14 protein-coding genes and 1 pseudogene are annotated in these 16,414 nt (G+C 66.8%); 10 read left to right on the top strand and 5 right to left on the bottom strand.

What is annotated here, in order from left to right; genetic code table 11:
• Positions 1-26 precede the first annotated feature (26 nt).
• Positions 27-821, top strand: coding sequence for a peptidyl-tRNA hydrolase (locus CH306_RS24230; RefSeq protein ID WP_094648184.1), 795 nt, complete (start codon positions 27-29; stop codon positions 819-821).
• A pseudogene (yczE, locus tag CH306_RS29960) lies at positions 713-1,468 on the top strand (membrane protein YczE); the annotation flags it as partial. The gene CH306_RS24230 and the pseudogene yczE, both read left to right, overlap by 109 nt.
• A gap of 11 nt (positions 1,469-1,479) precedes the next feature.
• On the opposite strand, the gene glgX reads toward yczE, so the two are convergent.
• Positions 1,480-3,645: a glycogen debranching protein GlgX gene (gene glgX / locus CH306_RS24220; protein ID WP_094648119.1), complete on the bottom strand. Its 2,166-nt coding sequence runs from the start codon at positions 3,643-3,645 to the stop codon at positions 1,480-1,482.
• A 31-nt stretch (positions 3,646-3,676) separates the two neighbouring features.
• Here glgX and CH306_RS24215 point away from each other — a divergent pair, with 31 nt between their 5' ends.
• The 5 genes from CH306_RS24215 to CH306_RS24195 all read left to right on the top strand — a co-directional run bounded on the left by CH306_RS24215 (position 3,677) and on the right by CH306_RS24195 (position 8,534).
• On the top strand, positions 3,677-4,519 hold the full coding sequence (locus CH306_RS24215) for an ABC transporter ATP-binding protein (RefSeq protein WP_094648183.1): 843 nt from the start codon (positions 3,677-3,679) through the stop codon (positions 4,517-4,519).
• Positions 4,520-4,583: 64 nt separating this feature from the next.
• Positions 4,584-5,414 carry an NUDIX hydrolase gene (locus CH306_RS24210; protein WP_094648118.1) on the top strand — a complete coding sequence of 277 codons (831 nt, stop codon included), beginning with the start codon at positions 4,584-4,586 and terminating at the stop codon, positions 5,412-5,414.
• An 11-nt stretch (positions 5,415-5,425) separates the two neighbouring features.
• Positions 5,426-6,205 (top strand): enoyl-CoA hydratase/isomerase family protein, encoded by a 780-nt coding sequence (locus tag CH306_RS24205; RefSeq protein WP_045195673.1) that lies wholly within the window; start codon positions 5,426-5,428, stop codon positions 6,203-6,205.
• Between the two features lie 58 nt (positions 6,206-6,263).
• Positions 6,264-7,322, top strand: coding sequence for a class I SAM-dependent methyltransferase (locus tag CH306_RS24200; RefSeq protein ID WP_032397731.1), 1,059 nt, complete (start codon positions 6,264-6,266; stop codon positions 7,320-7,322).
• A gap of 39 nt (positions 7,323-7,361) precedes the next feature.
• The gene (locus CH306_RS24195) at positions 7,362-8,534 is read left to right on the top strand and encodes a THUMP-like domain-containing protein (protein ID WP_094648117.1); all 1,173 of its coding nucleotides are present in this window, start codon (positions 7,362-7,364) and stop codon (positions 8,532-8,534) included.
• Here the strand turns inward: CH306_RS24195 and CH306_RS24190 are convergent.
• On the bottom strand, positions 8,522-9,844 hold the full coding sequence (locus CH306_RS24190) for an outer membrane protein assembly factor BamB family protein (protein WP_094648116.1): 1,323 nt from the start codon (positions 9,842-9,844) through the stop codon (positions 8,522-8,524). The genes CH306_RS24195 and CH306_RS24190 overlap by 13 nt on opposite strands.
• A gap of 149 nt (positions 9,845-9,993) precedes the next feature.
• On the opposite strand from CH306_RS24190, the gene CH306_RS24185 reads away from it, so the two are divergent.
• Positions 9,994-10,755 (top strand): acyltransferase, encoded by a 762-nt coding sequence (locus CH306_RS24185; protein WP_032397734.1) that lies wholly within the window; start codon positions 9,994-9,996, stop codon positions 10,753-10,755.
• An 11-nt stretch (positions 10,756-10,766) separates the two neighbouring features.
• On the opposite strand, the gene CH306_RS24180 is transcribed toward CH306_RS24185, so the two are convergent.
• From CH306_RS24180 to CH306_RS24170, 3 genes are read right to left on the bottom strand one after another with little or no spacing between them, the layout of a single operon-like run.
• Positions 10,767-12,014 (bottom strand): glycosyltransferase family 4 protein, encoded by a 1,248-nt coding sequence (locus tag CH306_RS24180; protein ID WP_094648115.1) that lies wholly within the window; start codon positions 12,012-12,014, stop codon positions 10,767-10,769.
• The gene (locus CH306_RS24175; protein WP_094631852.1) at positions 12,011-13,543 is read right to left on the bottom strand and encodes a 1,4-alpha-glucan branching protein domain-containing protein; all 1,533 of its coding nucleotides are present in this window, start codon (positions 13,541-13,543) and stop codon (positions 12,011-12,013) included. The genes CH306_RS24180 and CH306_RS24175 overlap by 4 nt, the downstream gene beginning before the upstream one ends.
• 23 nt (positions 13,544-13,566) lie before the next feature.
• Positions 13,567-14,406, bottom strand: a complete 840-nt coding sequence (locus CH306_RS24170; RefSeq protein WP_094631810.1) for a class I SAM-dependent methyltransferase — start codon at positions 14,404-14,406, stop codon at positions 13,567-13,569.
• 155 nt (positions 14,407-14,561) lie between these two features.
• On the opposite strand from CH306_RS24170, the gene CH306_RS24165 reads away from it, so the two are divergent.
• On the top strand, positions 14,562-15,362 hold the full coding sequence (locus CH306_RS24165) for an electron transfer flavoprotein subunit beta/FixA family protein (RefSeq protein ID WP_032397738.1): 801 nt from the start codon (positions 14,562-14,564) through the stop codon (positions 15,360-15,362).
• A 42-nt stretch (positions 15,363-15,404) separates the two neighbouring features.
• On the top strand, positions 15,405-16,361 hold the full coding sequence (locus CH306_RS24160) for an electron transfer flavoprotein subunit alpha/FixB family protein (RefSeq protein WP_032397739.1): 957 nt from the start codon (positions 15,405-15,407) through the stop codon (positions 16,359-16,361).
• The last annotated feature ends 53 nt before the right edge of the window (positions 16,362-16,414 follow it).

Below are 16,414 nucleotides of genomic sequence, written 5' to 3'. Positions count from 1 at the left end.
CCGGCGATCCCACGACCGGCGACGACATGACCGACGGTCCGGTGACCGATGCCGGACCGGACGACCTGGGCGGTGCCGAGGCGGCGGCCGAGGAATTCTCACCGGACAACACGTTCGCCTCGCGCCATGCCGAGCTCGCTCGTGGGTACGGCGGAGCCGAGGACCCGGCCGATCCGTCACAGGTGCTGGCCATGCCGTTGGTGCTACACATCCCCAAATCCGATGCACCCCGGCGTAGCGAGTTGCTCGAGGCGGCTGCCAGAGCAACCGCGTCGCTGTGCCTGGACCCACGGGTGGGCGTCGGCGCGTCGTGGAACGAGGCCTTCACCGAATGGACGTCGGCTCGGATCCGAAAAGTCGCTCGACGGGCTCGCGGTGCACACTGGCTCGCAGCGCAGGACGTTCCGGGTGTGACGGTCGACGTCGGGGGAGCGTCGGCCCGCGCCTTCGTGCCGGGTCGGGTCGGAGATCTGGACCCGCGGATCAAGCGGCTGCAGATCGGTGGGACCGACGTGGCGGCCGAGGACGAGCCTGCGGTCTCGGCAGGCCCTGTGCTGTGGATCGACGCTTCCCTGTCCATGACGGTGGGCAAGGCGGCCGCTCAGGTGGGGCACGCGTCGATGTTGCTCGCGGGTGCGATGGGCATGGAGGAATGCCGCGAGTGGGCCGCGGCCGGCTACGCATGTTCGGTCCGATCCGCGAACCCGGACCAATGGACACGTGCACTGGGCGAGGTTCGCGCCGGGCGCGCCGTCGCAGTGCGGGATGCCGGCTTCACCGAAGTGGCACCCGGTTCGACCACGGTGATTGCCGTTCTCTAGAGCTGGGGTCCATTGTCGCACAAGTGGCTATGCCGAACATATCCAGTAGCCCCGAGACTGGAGGCATGTTCACCTCACCACGTCGTGTCGTCGCCGGTCGCCGGCTTCCCGCTCGGTTGGCTGCCCTCTACGTGGGGCTGTGGCTGTACGGGGCGTCGATGTCGTCGATGATCGCGGGTGGACTGGGCGTCAACCCGTGGGACGTCTTCCACCAGGGTCTCGAACGTCACCTGTCGCTGAGTTTCGGAACCATCACCGCGATCACCGGAGTGGCCGTACTGCTGATGTGGATCCCGCTGCGGCAACGTCCAGGCCTGGGTACCGTGAGCAACGTCGTGGTGATCGCCGTTGCCGTGGACGCGACGTCCGCGGTGTTGCCGCATCTCGACGGACTCCCGATCAGGACCGTTGCCATGGTGTCGGGCATCGTGCTCAACGCGTTCGCCACCGCGCTGTACATCGGTGCCGGGATGGGCCCGGGGCCTCGAGACGGACTGATGACCGGTCTGGTGGCCAGGACCGGATGGTCGATTCGCCTGACCCGCACCGGAATCGAGTTGACGGTGGTACTCACCGGTTGGTTGCTCGGCGGGACGCTCGGCGTCGGGACGGTTCTCTATGCGCTCGGAGTCGGTCCGCTCGTACAACTGTTCATGACTCACCTGCCTGCGCTGCGCAGTACCAGGACAGTCGATCCGGTCACCGATATCGTCGAACCCGGTTCCAGCGCAGTGGTATCGGCGGGCACTCCGTCCGCGCACGAGGAATCGAGGACCGGAACGAACCGCGACGACGACCAACTCGGGCACGCCAGAGTGATCTCGGCGGGGCCACCGGAATGGAGCACGAGGAGCGAGCTCGCGTCGTCGACCTGCCCACCGTCGGAGGCGTAGGAGCGGACGTCGGAACCGTCCACCCAGGCCTGAATGGTGCGCACCGAGTCGTCGTTCCATCGGTCCGTGTCGAATTCGATTCCGGCGGAATCGAACCAGACCAGATCGGGTCGGCCGGTCGGTGTCGCGCGGCCGGTGAAGAACTCCTGCTGACGAAGGGTCGGAGCGCTCGCTCGGACGCGGAGCAGTCGACCCACGAAGCGAATCATGTTCTGATCCGCGCCGTCCCAGTCGATGGCCCAGCTCTCTGCCGCCGGAGCGTTCTCGGCGACGCAGTACGCATTGTTGTTGCCTCCCTGGGTGTGTCCCAGTTCGTCGCCGGCGAGCAGCATCGGCGTACCGGTGGAGAGCGTCAGGGTTGCCAGTAGCGCCCGAACATGGCGTCCCCGGGCCTCGACGACCGACGGGTCCTCGCTCGGACCCTCGATGCCGTGGTTGACCGACGAGTTGTTGTCGGTGCCGTCCCTGTTCTCTTCGCCGTTGGCCTCGTTGTGCTTCCGCTCGTACGACACCAGGTCTCGGGCGGTGAACCCGTCGTGCGCGGTGACGAAGTTGATCGACGCCCACGGCAGGCGTCCGTTGCCTGCGAAGAGGTCTTCCGAACCGGCCAGGCGCGAGGCCAATTCGCGGACGCCGTGCTGGCCCGCCCAGAAGCGTCGCACCGTGTCGCGGTAGCGATCGTTCCATTCCGACCACGCCACTCCGAAGTTGCCGACCTGATAGCCGGCACCGGTGGCGTCCCACGGCTCGGCGATCAATTTGACCCGAGCCAGGACCGGGTCGGTGGCAACGGCCGTCAACAACGGTGCGCGAGAATCGAATCGCCAACCACCGGGTCGACCGAGGGTGCTGGCCAGGTCGAATCGGAACCCGTCCACACCCATGTCCTCGACCCAGTACCGAAGGCTGTCGCACACCATCCGCACCACCGCGGGCGAAGCGGAATCGAGAGTGTTGCCGCAGCCGGTCAGATCGACGTCCGATCCGCGTCCGTCCAGCAGGTAGTAGCCGGGCGCATCGAGCCCACGCCAACTGATCGAGGGGCCGTCGACCGCGGATTCGCACGTGTGGTTGTAGACCACGTCGAGGATCACCTCGATCCCGGCAGCGTGCAGCGCGTCGACCATGGTGCGAAACTCGTCCACCTCGGCACCGGGAACGGCGGCGAAGCGCGGATCCGGGGCGAAGTACGCACCCGTCGAATACCCCCAGTGGTTTCGCATACCCCGGGCGCGGACGCCCGGTTCGGTGAATGTGGTGTGTACGGGCAACAATTCGACCGACGTGATGCCGATGCGAGCGAGGTGTTCGAGTACCGCCGGCTGGGCGAGCCCGAGGTACGTACCGCGAAGATGCTCGGGCACAGCGGGATTGCGGGCCGTGAACGAGCCCACGTGCAGCTCGTAGAGAACGGTTCGGTCCCAGGGCACATCGGGGCGCGCGGGACGGCCCACGCGATCTGCGGCCGCGCGGACCACTCCGAGCGGGAGGTGTCCGAGCGAGTCTCGAGAACTGGGTGCCCCGAACGGATCGTCCTCGTAGGCGAGCAGTGCCGATGGGTCGCCGAAGGTTCCGGACACCTGGCGTGCTGCGGGATCGAGCAGAATCTTCGCGCCGTTGAACCGTCGTCCGGAGTGCGGATCCCACCTCCCGTGGGCGCGGAACCCGTATCGGTCACCGGGCCGCACGCCCGGCACGAAGGCATGTCGAACTCCGAACGTGCGGGTGGTCAGTTCCACCCGTCGTTCACCACCGTCCGGATCGACCAGACACACCTCGACTCCATCGGCCTCGGGCGCATGGACTGCAAATTGAGTGCCAGTCGACAGTGCAGTGGCACCCAGCGGGAACGGTGATCCGGGTGGGTTCGCGCCGGATTCCCGGTCCGAGGTCCGGCGGGAAGTGCGGGGTAGATCGTCATTGGGCGACACGCGTGCACATCCTGCCGTGAATGCGCGGTCGATGTGCGAGAAGATAGGCGTCGTGTCTGAACCGGATCCCGACCTGCTCGTAGATTTCACCGACGTAGTCGTCCGCCGGGGCGGTGCGACCCTGGTGGGACCCGTCACCTGGAAGGTGGAACTGGACGAACGGTGGGTCGTGCTCGGCCCCAACGGTGCCGGAAAGACGTCTCTGCTGCGTATCGCTGCGGCCGAGATCCATCCCACGTCCGGTGTCGCCCACGTTCTCGGAGAGGTCATGGGCAAGGTCGACGTCTCCGAACTCCGACCGCGGATCGGCTTGTCCTCCTCCTCGCTGGCGCAGCGCATTCCGGCCGACGAACTCGTGTCCGATCTGGTCGTGTCCGCGGGCTACTCGGTACTGGGGCGTTGGCGAGAGAAATACGACGCGGTCGACACCGAGCGCGCAGTCGAGATGCTCGAGAGCCTCGGTGCCGAACATCTCGCCACCCGCACCTACGGCACGTTGTCCGAAGGCGAACGAAAGCGTGTTCTCATCGCCCGTGCCCTGATGACCGATCCCGAACTGCTCTTGCTGGACGAGCCGGCGGCGGGCCTCGACCTCGGCGGACGCGAGGAACTGGTGGCACGCCTGACCGACCTCGCAGCCGATCCCGATGCCCCCGCCACCGTGCTGATCACCCACCACGTGGAAGAGATTCCGCCGGGATTCAGTCACGCGTTGTTGCTCAAGGAAGGCGGGGTGGTGGCACAGGGACTGGTCGACGACGTCATCACCGCAGAGAACCTGACCGAGGCGTTCAGCCAGTCGATCACGCTCGATCGCGTCGACGGTCGGTTCTTCGCGCGGCGAACCCGCGCTGCCGGCGCGCACCGTCGATAGCACGCACCGCCGATAGCGCGGACCGAGCGACGGCGTTGCGCAGCGCAGCGGTACGTTGCCTTTCATGAGTTCGACTGGTGCTGCCGATCACGTGCAGGCGCGGGATGCCTCGACCGTCATCTTGATTCGTGACGGTCTGTCACGGCCGGGCATCGAGGTGTTCCTGCTCGAACGCGTCGGCGGCATGGCGTTCGCGGGAGGGATGACGGTGTTTCCCGGTGGCGGCGTCGACCCTGCGGACGCGGCAGCGGACGTCCGCTGGGCAGGTCCGCCGCCGTCGTGGTGGGCCGAGCGCTTCGCAACCGACGAGGGCAGGGCGCAGGCCCTGGTGTGTGCTGCAGCGCGTGAGACGTTCGAGGAGTGCGGGGTGCTGTTGGCCGGCTCGACGCCGGAGTCGATCGTCGCCGATACCGCTCCGTTCGCTGCGGAGCGCGGTCGGCTGGAGCGCCGCGAGATCTCGTTCGCCGAATTTCTCACCGCCCACGACCTCGTACTGCGAGCGGATCTCCTCCGGCCCTGGTCGCACTGGATCACTCCGGTCGGTGAAGCGCGACGGTACGACACCCGATTCTTCGTCGCCGTGCTGCCCGAGGGCCAGAATGCGGACGGCGAAACCAGCGAGGCGGCATCGGTCAGCTGGCGCTCGACCGGTGATGCACTGGCGGATTGGCGCTCCGGAAACACCATCCTGCTTCCGCCGACCTGGAGCCAGTTGGATGCGCTGTCCCGGTTCGACACGGTCGCGGAGGTCGTTGCGCACGAACGCCAGGTAACCCCGGTCCTGCCGGTACTGACCCGAGACGACGGCACCGTACGAGTGCTCTTCGACGGCGACGAGGACTACTACGCCGGAACGCGACATCCCTGGTCCGATCGCCGGGACGAGGCCCGGTAGCCTTTCGGCCCATGGCTGAGTTCGTGAATCTCGAGGTATCGGACGGTATCGGCACCATCCGCCTGGATCGCCCACCGATGAACGCATTGAACCGGCAGATGCAGGAGGAGATTCGCGCGGCGGCGCGTGAGGCCACCGTGAATTCCGAGGTCAAGGCCGTCGTCGTGTACGGCGGCGAGAAGGTGTTCGCGGCCGGTGCCGACATCAAGGAGATGGTGTCGTTGTCCGCGGCCGAGATGGCTGCCATCGCCGAGGATCTGCAGTCCGCTCTCGGCTCGCTGAGCACCGTTCCCAAGCCCGTCGTTGCCGCGGTGACCGGATACGCACTCGGTGGTGGGCTCGAGGTCGCGCTGGGAGCAGATCGTCGGATCGCGGGCGACAACGCGAAATTCGGTGTCCCCGAGGTGCTGCTCGGCGTCATCCCCGGCGGCGGCGGCACCCAACGGCTGGCCCGGTTGATCGGCCCGAGCCGTGCCAAGGACATGGTCTTCACCGGCCGCTTCGTCGGTGCCGAGGAAGCGCTGCGCATCGGCTTGGTGGACGAGGTGGTGGCGCCGGACGAGGTGTACAACGCCGCCCGCACCTGGGCCATGCAGTTCACCACGGGTGCATCGCGAGCGCTCGCAGCGGCCAAAGCGTCGATCGACCAGGGGCTCGACGTCGATCTCACCACCGGTCTGCGAATCGAGGCCCAGCAGTTCGCGGCCCTGTTCGCCACCGAGGATCGCACCGTCGGCATGACGTCGTTCGTGGCCGACGGCCCTGGAAAAGCGACCTTCACCGGGCGGTGAAGCACCGGCCCGGCCGGAGAAGAGTTGTTCCACAGCTACCGGATAGTAGGCTCGCCTGATGACTGCAAGCCCCCACGACGGTGTCGATCGCTCGCTCTCGAACTCGACGTCCCTGGCCTCGGCCGAGTCCGATGACCGCCAGGTCGATCCCGCCCCGAATCCGCACGCCACTGCCGAGCAGGTCGAGGCTGCACGCTCGGACACCAAACTGGCGCAGGTGCTGTACCACGATTGGGAAGCCGAGACCTACGACGACAAGTGGTCGATTTCCTACGACGAGCGATGCATCGACTACGCACGCGGCAGGTTCGATCAGGCCGTTTCCGGTGACGCCTCCGCACAGTCCGACGTGCCGTACGGCCGCGCGCTCGAACTGGGTTGCGGTACCGGATTCTTCCTGCTCAACCTGATGCAGGCCGGGATAGCAGAGAAGGGCTCGGTCACCGACCTCTCGCCCGGCATGGTCAAGGTCGCACTTCGCAACGCCGAGCACCTCGGCCTGGACGTCGACGGCCGCGTCGCCGACGCGGAGACGATTCCGTACGACGACAACACGTTCGATCTCGTCGTCGGGCACGCCGTCCTCCACCACATCCCGGACGTCGAACAGTCCCTGCGTGAGGTGTTGAGGGTGCTCAAGCCGGGCGGTCGCTTCGTCTTCGCGGGCGAACCCACCACCGTCGGCAACTTCTACGCACGCTGGCTCGGACGCATCACGTGGGAGGCCACCACCCGCGCAACCAAGCTCCCGTTCCTGGCGAGCTGGCGCAAGCCACAGGAAGAGCTCGACGAGTCCTCGCGAGCAGCGGCACTCGAAGCCGTCGTCGACCTGCACACGTTCGATCCGACCGATCTCGAGCACATCGCGCTCTCGGCCGGTGCGGAGTCCGTGCAGGCCAACACCGAGGAGTTCGCCGCCGCTCTCCTCGGCTGGCCGGTGCGGACCTTCGAGGCCGCAGTGCCAGCGGGCAAGTTGGGGTGGAACTGGGCCAAGTTCGCCTTCGGTGGTTGGAAGACACTGAGCTGGGTCGACGAGAACGTGCTGCAACACGTGGTGCCGCGCGGGCTGTTCTACAACGTGATGATCACCGGCACCAAGCCTGCACCTCGCGATTGACAGGCAGTCACGCCGCAGGGGTCGACGGCGGGGCCTGCCGTGGGATATGACTTCACCGATGCCGACCTCGACTTCATGCACAGCGAGGTCGGCATCGAGGCACTCGACGCTGCGGACGGCCTCGAATTCGGTACGAGAACAGCGGTGCGAGACATCTCCTCGATCCGGGAGCGATTCCCCGCCCACGCGGGTGCCCTGATCGAAACCGTGACCGTCCGCCGCAAGGCGCGGGTGAAACTACTCGACTCCGACCGATGGTGGGTCACCGACGAGGCGGTGCAGCAGGCAACGCCGACGCTCGTCGCACGCAGGCGGGCCGCTCGACTCGCCGGACGACGGGTGCACGATGTCACGTGTTCGATCGGCAGCGAACTGTCGGTCCTGATCGGCACCGCGGAGTTGGCGGTGGGCAGCGATCTGGACCCGATTCGGCTTCGGATGGCCGCACACAACGTCCCGGACGCCACCGTACTGCGCGCCGACGCACTGACCCCGACGACGCGTGACACCGTCGTCGTCGCCGATCCCGGCCGCCGAGCAGGTGGACGGCGACGCCACGACCCGGCGGCGTTGCAACCACCGCTACCGGACCTGCTCGACGCCTATCGAGGCCGAGACCTGGTCGTCAAATGTGCGCCCGGTCTGGATTTCGACTCTGTCGACTGGGCGGGTGAGGTCGAGGTGGTTTCGCTGGACGGGGGAGTGCGAGAGGCGTGCCTCTGGTCGGAAGGGTTGAGCGAGAACGGTGTTCGGCGTCGTGCTGCGGTCCTTCGGTCCGACGGCGGTGTGTTCGAGATCACCGATTCGGAATCCGACGACATTCCGGTTCGGCCCCCAGGCAGCTACATCGTCGATCCCGACGGCGCGGTGGTCAGGGCCGGTTTGGTTCGGCACTACGGTGCCAGATTCGGTCTGTGGCAACTCGATCCGAGAATCGCGTATCTGACCGGCGACACGGTCCCGGCCGGGGTGCGCGGGTTTCGGATTCTGGAGCAGGCCAAGTTCTCGGAGAAGGTGCTTCGGCAACAACTGAATCGGATGGACTGCGGCTCGGTGGAAATTCTGGTCCGCGGAGTCGACGTGGATCCGGCGCTGCTGCGGCCCAAGCTCAAACTTCGGGGATCCGTGGCACTGTCGGTGGTGATCGCCCGAGTCGATCGGTCCGCGGTGGCGTTCGTCTGCGCGCCAGGGGCTGTCGGTCAGCCCGTGTAGGTGAAGATCTCGCCGAGGTAGCTCGCGGTGACGACCTGGCCGTCCGGGCCGATCGACGTTCCGACGGTGGTGCCGACGACGTCGGGAACGGGCTGCACATCCACCGTCTCACCGGTGGCCGCGTCGAACGTGAGCAGCGCCAGTCCGTCGTCCTCACGCACGACGGTGTGGCCGCGCCCGTCGGCGGATTGAGCTGCCGTGCCTGCCTGTTGAACGTCGTCGCGAACCCAGACTCGCTCGGCCGAATCTCCGTTGTCGCGCAAGCCGACGAGAGTGCCGTCGCCGCCCGACGGCACGATCGTGCCGTCCGAGGCGATCGACGGAGCGGCACCGATGCCGAGGCCGGTACCCTCGGTCCACTTCTGTCGCCCGTCGGCGGTGTCGAACGCGGTCAGCCTGCCGTCGACATCGGCCAGGTAGACCGTCGATCCGTCCTGGGACAGCACCGGACTGGACGCGACCCCGGCGGGCAGCAGGTCCGAGGACCAACGCTCGACGAGCCCTGGCGTGCCATCACGTTCGTACTGCAGTGAAACGAGTTGCGGTGCAATCGAACCCGGACGCCACAGGGTCAGGTAGATCGACCCGGTCGCGGCGTCGACGGCGGGTGCGGCGGGTACCGGGCACTCGGATCCGCCCGAGCTGCACCGGTCGAGTCCGGTATCGACCGGCAGAAAATCCGAATTCGGGTCGGTCAGGAAGTTCGGTGTCGGAACGAGATCGAGAATCGGTACTCGAAGTTGCCCGTTCTGCGAATCCAGAACGCTGACCTGCCCCATCTGGGTGATCGAGAGCACGCTGCCGTCCCCGAGGAACTGCGCGGACTTGGGCACTCCGTACACCGTTGTGCGCCAACGTAGTTGGCCGTGGTCGTTGTACGAGTTCATGCCGCCGTCGTCGCCGATGTAGACGTTGATCGCCGAATCGACCGTCGGCGTTGCAGTGACGACGGACGGTCCGACGCGATTGCACCAGCGCTTACGGGCGGAGTCGATCTCGAACGAGAAGAGGTTGCAACCGGATTCGGTGGCGGCAGTGACGAACATCTGACCGGTCGATCCGATGGACACCGGGGAGGTCACCGTGCCGCCGGTGGGGCGCGTCCAGTCCAGGGACAGTGGGGTCGACACCGACACCCCGGTGGTGGCGCTGTTGTGGGAATTTGCGTGCGCTGCAGGCCACGAATCGGGAGAGAGCGGCTCTATCGCCGAGGTGTCGGTACCACAGCCGCTCACGGTCACCAGCGCCAGCGCTGCTGCGAAAGCGGTGACCTTTCTGCCGGTCCTACCGTTGGCCCTGACGCCGCGCATCGATCGCTCCCCATGACTCGAGTCCGTGCCCGACACGGTGCCGGGGCGTCTGTGTTCGTTCCGCCGACGAGCAACGGTCGACAGACAACCCTAGCCCGCGCGAGGGTGGCGGCAGAGAGCGGGCGAACGAGAAACTAGGGTGAACCACCATGACGAGTATGTGGAACGCGCCGCTGCGGACACGCTGGCGCGGGTCGAGACGACGCGACACCGACCAGGCGCGGTTCCTCACGCGTGCGTCCCTCGACTGGGTGCTCGCCAACAAGGCGTACACGCCGTGGTACCTGGTGCGCTACTACCGCCTCGCGAAGTTCAAGCTGGCCAATCCGCACGTGATCCTCAAGGGCATGGTGTTTCTCGGCAAGAACGTCGAGATCCACTCCACTCCCGAGCTCTCGCGCCTCGAGATCGGGCGCTGGGTGCACATCGGCGACGGCAATGCCATTCGCTGCCACGAGGGTTCGCTGCGGATCGGCGACAAGGTGGTCTTCGGCAAGGACAACGTCGTCAACACCTATCTCGACATCGAGATCGGCGCGTCGACGCTGGTGGCCGACTGGTGCTACATCTGCGATTTCGATCATCGGATGGACGATGTGAACATGCCGATCAAGGATCAGGGAATCGTGAAGGGGCCGGTGAGAATCGGGCCGGACACGTGGATCGCGGCCAAGGTGACGATCCTGCGCGAGACCCGGATCGGCCGGGGCTGCGTGCTCGGAGCCCATGCCGTGGTCAAGGGTGAGATCCCGGATTACAGCATCGCGGTCGGTGCCCCGGCCAAGGTCGTCCGCAATCGCAAGGTCGCCTGGGAAGCCGGTGCCGCCGAACGCGCGAAATACATTGCCGCGCTGGAGGACATCGCTCGCAAGAAGGCGCTCGGACAGGCCGAGGCGGCACGAGAGAACTGACCCTGCTGGTCTCAGGTACGGCCGGGCAGAGCGCGCTCGACGATGTGCGGTCGGGCCAACGGATGCCGAACTTTGCGTTTCGCTTCCAGATAGACCTGGGCGGTCGTCTCGGCGACGTGCTTCCAGTCGAAGTCGACGGTGAGGCGTTCGCGGGCGGCCACGGCCCTCTCCTGTGCGGCGTCCGCATTGTCGAGAACGCGCCGCACGGCAGCGGCCAGCCCGCCGACGTCGCCGGGCTCGAAGGACAGGCCGGTCACGCCGTCGACGATCGCTTCACCCAGACCGCCTGCCGTGGACGCGACCAGCGGGGTGCCCGCGGCCGCGGCCTCGAGCGCGATGATGCCGAAAGGTTCGTACAGACTGGGCAGAACGATGGCGTCGGCTCCGTGCAGCCAGCCGAGGAGTTCGGTGTGGTCGAGATTGCCCAGAAACGACACAGCGCGGGCAACCCGGTGCGTGCGCGCCAGCCCGGCCAACCAGGCGAACTGTGTTCCTTCGCCGGCGATGTGCAGGGTGGTACCCGGGTGGCTCCGTCGGATGCGGGGCAGAGCTGCGATGGCATCCTGGATGCCCTTCTCGTACTCGAGGCGGCCGACGTAGAGCAACTTGGCCGGCTCGGATCGAGGCTCTCGTCGCCGAAAGTGCCAGGTGGAGCGGTCGATTCCGTTGCGAATCACCGTCACCGACGACTCCGATACTCCGAACAGGGTGGTGACCTCGTCCTTCATCGATGTCGAGCAGGCGATCACCGCATCGGAATCGTTGGCGAGCCACCACTCGACGGAGTGCACCTGGCGGTTGACGCGACCGGATATCCACCCGCTGTGGCGTCCGGCCTCGGTGGCGTGGATGGTCGAGACGAGCGGTACGTCGTAGAACTCGGCGAGTGCGATCGCCGGGTGTGCGACGAGCCAGTCGTGGGCATGAACGACGTCGGGCTGCCAACCGTCGCCCAGACCGGGCTTTCCCAGCGCGACGCCGGCGCGAACCATGGCGTGCCCCATCGCGAGGGTCCATGCGAGCATGTCCTCCCCGAAGACGAAGTGGGCCGGGTCCTCGGCGACGGCGACGACGAGCACCCCGTCCTCGATGTGGTGAGACGTCGGGTGGGTGGCGGCGTCGGTTCCGGTGGGGCGACGCGACAGAACCACGACCTCGTGCCCGCATCGAACCAACTCGGTTGCCAGGTGGTGCACGTGCCGACCGAGTCCGCCGACCACAACGGGTGGGTACTCCCACGACACCATCAGGATTTTCATCGACGCCCCCCTGCACCTTCTCGCTCGCGGCCACCGTGTGCACCGGGCAGCCGGCGCGCATCCAACGCAGGAAACAGTCCGTCCGCGCGGTTCCATTGCCGAGCCAACTCGTCTGCACGGACGGGTGATCCAGCTGCGGCCGCGGCAGCGATCTCGCGCAGCGCATGTGCATGGACGTGCGCCCGTTCCCGCGCGTAGCCTGCGGCGGAATCCTTGCTGACCATGAATGCCCAGTCGCTGGCCACGGCCATCAGTGTCTCACGCAGTATCTGATCGTTGACGCGATTGCGTAGTTCGGGTCCACCGGCGCGACGCCGAGCGTCTCGGGCGGTATCGACGGCGTCGAGAGCGGCCCGGGACACCTCGGAATTGAGCGCGACCAGATCGGCTACGTCGTCGCCCGCCCACACGCGCCAGTCCTTGCCCGATCCCCACGACGAATCCTGCAGTTCGAGCGGTGCCCCGACGTAACCCTGCTCGCGGGCGTCGTTCAGCGTGCCGACGGTGATGCCTGCGGCGGGAAGCGCGCGCATGAGCTTGCCGAGCCACTGTGGGCCCTCGTGCCACCAGTGCCCGAACAGCTCGGTGTCGAATGCTGCGACGACCAGGGCGTCGCGTCCGATGCGCTCGGATTCGGAGATCAACCGCCTGCGCACCACATCGACGAAGTCGGCGACGTGACGGTCCACCGTCGCCGCGGCCCGTTCGGGGTCGTAGGGAGCCTTGTCGTTCGACGCGACCGAGCGGCCGGTGACCCGGGCCGGTTTGAGACCGGTGGCGTGATCGTAGGTGTGGAAATCCCGATAGGAACCGTGGCCGGGATAGCCGGACTTCGGTGACCACACGCGGTAGCTGACCGGGAGATCGCGTCCGAACGCGACGACGTCGGAGTCCCACACCGGCCTGCCGAGGGAGGTGTCTCCGCGCATTGCCGGACCGTCGACCATGAAGTGCGAGACCCCGGCCGCGGCGTACTCGGTTTCCATGCCCGGGGTGAATCCGCATTCGGGTGCCCAGATCCCTCGGGGCGTTGTGCCCCAGCGGGTGTGGGCGTCGAGCAGTCCTTCTCGGAGCGAGAAGGCGCGGAGTCGGGGATCGAGCAGCGGCTGGAACGGGTGCGCCAAGGGTCCACCCAGCAGTTCGACGGTTCCGGTGTCGATCAGCGGTCGAAGGACCGCGGACCCGCCGTGCCGCCACCGGGTCTCGAATCGATCGAGCGCGGCGGCAGAACCTCGGTGTTCCCGAACGGACAGGTCTCGGTCTGTCGCCTCGTGGGCTCTGAGCTGCCAGTTCCCGAGCCAGTGGTGCATTCCGGACAGGCAGTGTGGATCGTCGAGTTGAGCGGCCAATACCGGGGTGACCCCCAGCGAGAGCACGTTGCCGTGGCCGTCATCGGCCAGCCGCTCGAGCGCCTCGGTGATCGGTAGATAGCAGTCCGCCCAGGACTGGTACAGCCATTCCTCGCCGACGGGCCAGCGCCCGTGATTGGCCAGCCACGGCAGGTGGGAGTGCAGCACGAGGGAGAACATGCCCGGCACGGTGGCACCGGATGTCACCCGATCACCGCGCTCGAACTCTTGCGGGCGACTGCGACCAGATCGAGGCTGTCGTCGATGCGGTCGGCGGCGATGTCGAAGTCCTCGATCGAGATGGCCGCGACGTCCTCGGTGAGTTCGGCCGGCCAGGGCTCACCGGCCAGGGCCCGTTCGATCTGTGCGTCGATGAACGAACCGCCGTGCTTGGCGTCGAGTGCGGCCAGCGTGCGTCCGTGCCGGACTCCGGTGATTTCGTCGACCTCGAGCCGAGCGTCCACGAGAAGCTCGGTGAGTTCGGCCGCGTCGAGTTCGCGGGTGTGGAACGGGTTGAGCGGGGTGTCGCGTCCGGGCGAGAACGTGATGCGGTTGGGCGTGCTGATCAACAGAATGCCGCCGGGCGCAAGCACTCGGTGCACCTCGGCGAGGAACGCACCCTGATCCCAGAGGTGCTCGATCACCTGGAAATTGACGACGACGTCGATCGAGGAATCGGCGACCGGGAGGCGGTCGAGGTTGCCGCGCAGCATCGTCACCCTCGGGTAGCGGGCGTGCACGTGCGCGGCGGCCGACCTGTCGTAGTCGAGACCGAGGACTGTCGTCGCGACATCGGCAATCATGTTGGCTCCGTAGCCTTCTCCCGATCCCGCTTCCAGCACCGTTCGGTCGCGGCAGTGCTCGACGAGTGCGCGGTAGACCACCTCGTGGCGGCGGAACCAGTAGTTCTCCTCGGCGATGCCGGGCACGGTGCGCTCCCCGGTGAGGGGCAGTGGTGCCGGTGCCGGTGCCTGAGCCGATGAATCGTTCACCGACGAAAGGTTAGTGGAGACGCGGGGGAGGTAAGCCAACGTGGTCTCCATAACAGTCGGGGTACAGATGTATGGTCGGACAGGCAGGGAGGTATGTTACCCACGGGTAACTACGGTGAGGTAACCTCGTCCCAGACCGTAGAACTGCACGAACCGTTAGAACACTCACGATCAGCAGAACATGACCAGGAGGTCGACGCAGACCCATGACGAACATCGTTGTTTTGATCAAGCAGGTTCCAGACACGTGGTCCGAGCGCAAGCTCACCGACGGTGACTACACCCTCGATCGCGAGGCTGCCGACGCCGTCCTCGACGAGATCAACGAGCGGGCCGTCGAAGAGGCACTGCTCATCAAGGAAGCCCAGGGCGGTGAGGTCAAGGTTCTGTCCGCAGGCCCCGATCGCGCCACCGATGCCATCCGCAAGGCCCTGTCGATGGGTGCAGACAGCGCAGTGCACCTCAACGACCCGACCCTGCACGGCTCCGACGCGATCCAGACCGGGTACGCGCTGGCCGCAGCGCTCGGCAACGTCGCATTCGAGAACGACGAGCCGGCCGATCTCATCATCGCAGGCAACGAGGCCACCGACGGCCGCACCGGTGCCGTTCCGGCGATCATCGCCGAATACCTGCAGATCCCGGCCCTGACGCAGCTGCGCAAGCTCACCGTCGCGGACGGCAAGGTCACCGGCGAGCGGGAGACCGACGAAGGCATCTTCGGCCTCGAAGCCGCGTTGCCCGCCATCGTGAGCGTCACCGAGAAGATCAACGAACCGCGCTTCCCGTCGTTCAAGGGCATCATGGCCGCCAAGAAGAAGACGGTGCAGACCATCACGCTGGCCGACATCGGTGTCGAGGACGGCATCGTCGGCGTCGACAACGCGGGAACGACCGTCACGTCGTCCACCCCCAAGCCTCCCAAGACTGCAGGCGAGCGGCTCACCGACGAGGGCGACGGCGGCGACAAGATCGCCACCTACCTCGTCGGCCAGAAGATCATCTGATCCCGCCCCACCGAGCAATCGAAGACAAACGAGGAGCAAGTCATGGCAGAAGTACTCGTGCTCGTGGAGCACGTCGAGGGAACACTGAAGAAGGTCAGCACCGAGCTGATCACCGCCGCTCGTGCGCTGGGTGAGCCGTCCGCGGTCGTCACCGGCCCGGTCGGCACCACCGACAAGGTCGCCGACGCGCTGACCGAAGCCGGTGCCGAGAAGATCTACGCCGCCGAATCCGACGCGGTCGACGGATTCCTGGTCACCCCGAAGGTCGACGTGCTGTCGGCTCTTGCGGAGTCGGTCTCGCCTGCGGCGATCATCACCGCAGCCACGATCGAGGGCAAGGAAGTTGCGGGTCGACTCGCAGCACGCCTCGGCTCGGGCTACCACAACGACGTCGTCGCACTGAACGGCGACGGCAGTGCCGTCTACTCCATCTTCGGTGGCGCGTTCACCGTCGAGGCCAAGGCCAACGGCGACGTTCCGGTCATCTCGCTGCGCCCCGGTGCAGTCGAGGCCGAGCCGAAGGCCGGAGCGGGCACCCGCGAAACCGTCGAGGTCCCCGCGCAGGAAGAAGGGGCCGTCAAGGTCACCTCGCGTGACCCGATCGTCGGCGGCGACCGTCCGGAGCTCACCGAGGCGTCGGTCGTCGTGTCCGGTGGACGCGGTGTCGGCAGTGCCGACAAGTTCTCCGTCGTCGAGGAGCTGGCCGACTCGCTCGGTGCCGCAGTCGGTGCTTCGCGCGCCGCTGTCGACTCCGGCTACTACCCGGGCCAGTTCCAGGTGGGTCAGACGGGTAAGACCGTCTCCCCGCAGCTGTACGTCGCACTGGGTATCTCCGGAGCCATCCAGCACCGTGCAGGCATGCAGACCTCGAAGACGATCGTCGCTGTCAACAAGGACGAGGAAGCGCCCATCTTCGAGATCGCCGACTACGGCATCGTCGGTGACCTCTTCAACGTCGCACCGCAGCTGACCGAGGCAGTCAAGAAGCACAAGGGATAGCTCTGAGCGCTGTTCCCCGACAGGCCCTCACCGCCCGCGCGGTGAGGGCCTGT

It is taken from the genome of Rhodococcus sp. 15-725-2-2b, assembly GCF_002259075.1.
In the GTDB taxonomy this organism is placed as follows: Bacteria; Actinomycetota; Actinomycetes; order Mycobacteriales; family Mycobacteriaceae; genus Rhodococcoides.
Note: the sequence above shows the minus strand (reverse complement) of the source record. Positions and strands in the feature narration are given on the sequence as shown.

What these genes read in the sequence shown, in the direction of transcription:
- CH306_RS24230 (WP_094648184.1), top strand. Translation starts at nt 27, where the DNA reads ATGACCGACGGTCCGGTGACCGATGCCGGACCGGACGACCTGGGCGGT.
- CH306_RS24215 (WP_094648183.1), top strand. Translation starts at nt 3,677, where the DNA reads ATGTGCGAGAAGATAGGCGTCGTGTCTGAACCGGATCCCGACCTGCTC.
- CH306_RS24210 (WP_094648118.1), top strand. Translation starts at nt 4,584, where the DNA reads ATGAGTTCGACTGGTGCTGCCGATCACGTGCAGGCGCGGGATGCCTCG.
- CH306_RS24205 (WP_045195673.1), top strand. Translation starts at nt 5,426, where the DNA reads ATGGCTGAGTTCGTGAATCTCGAGGTATCGGACGGTATCGGCACCATC.
- CH306_RS24200 (WP_032397731.1), top strand. Translation starts at nt 6,264, where the DNA reads ATGACTGCAAGCCCCCACGACGGTGTCGATCGCTCGCTCTCGAACTCG.
- CH306_RS24190 (WP_094648116.1), bottom strand. Translation starts at nt 9,844, where the DNA reads ATGCGCGGCGTCAGGGCCAACGGTAGGACCGGCAGAAAGGTCACCGCT.
- CH306_RS24185 (WP_032397734.1), top strand. Translation starts at nt 9,994, where the DNA reads ATGACGAGTATGTGGAACGCGCCGCTGCGGACACGCTGGCGCGGGTCG.
- CH306_RS24180 (WP_094648115.1), bottom strand. Translation starts at nt 12,014, where the DNA reads ATGAAAATCCTGATGGTGTCGTGGGAGTACCCACCCGTTGTGGTCGGC.
- CH306_RS24175 (WP_094631852.1), bottom strand. Translation starts at nt 13,543, where the DNA reads ATGTTCTCCCTCGTGCTGCACTCCCACCTGCCGTGGCTGGCCAATCAC.
- CH306_RS24170 (WP_094631810.1), bottom strand. Translation starts at nt 14,406, where the DNA reads ATGGAGACCACGTTGGCTTACCTCCCCCGCGTCTCCACTAACCTTTCG.
- CH306_RS24165 (WP_032397738.1), top strand. Translation starts at nt 14,562, where the DNA reads ATGACGAACATCGTTGTTTTGATCAAGCAGGTTCCAGACACGTGGTCC.
- CH306_RS24160 (WP_032397739.1), top strand. Translation starts at nt 15,405, where the DNA reads ATGGCAGAAGTACTCGTGCTCGTGGAGCACGTCGAGGGAACACTGAAG.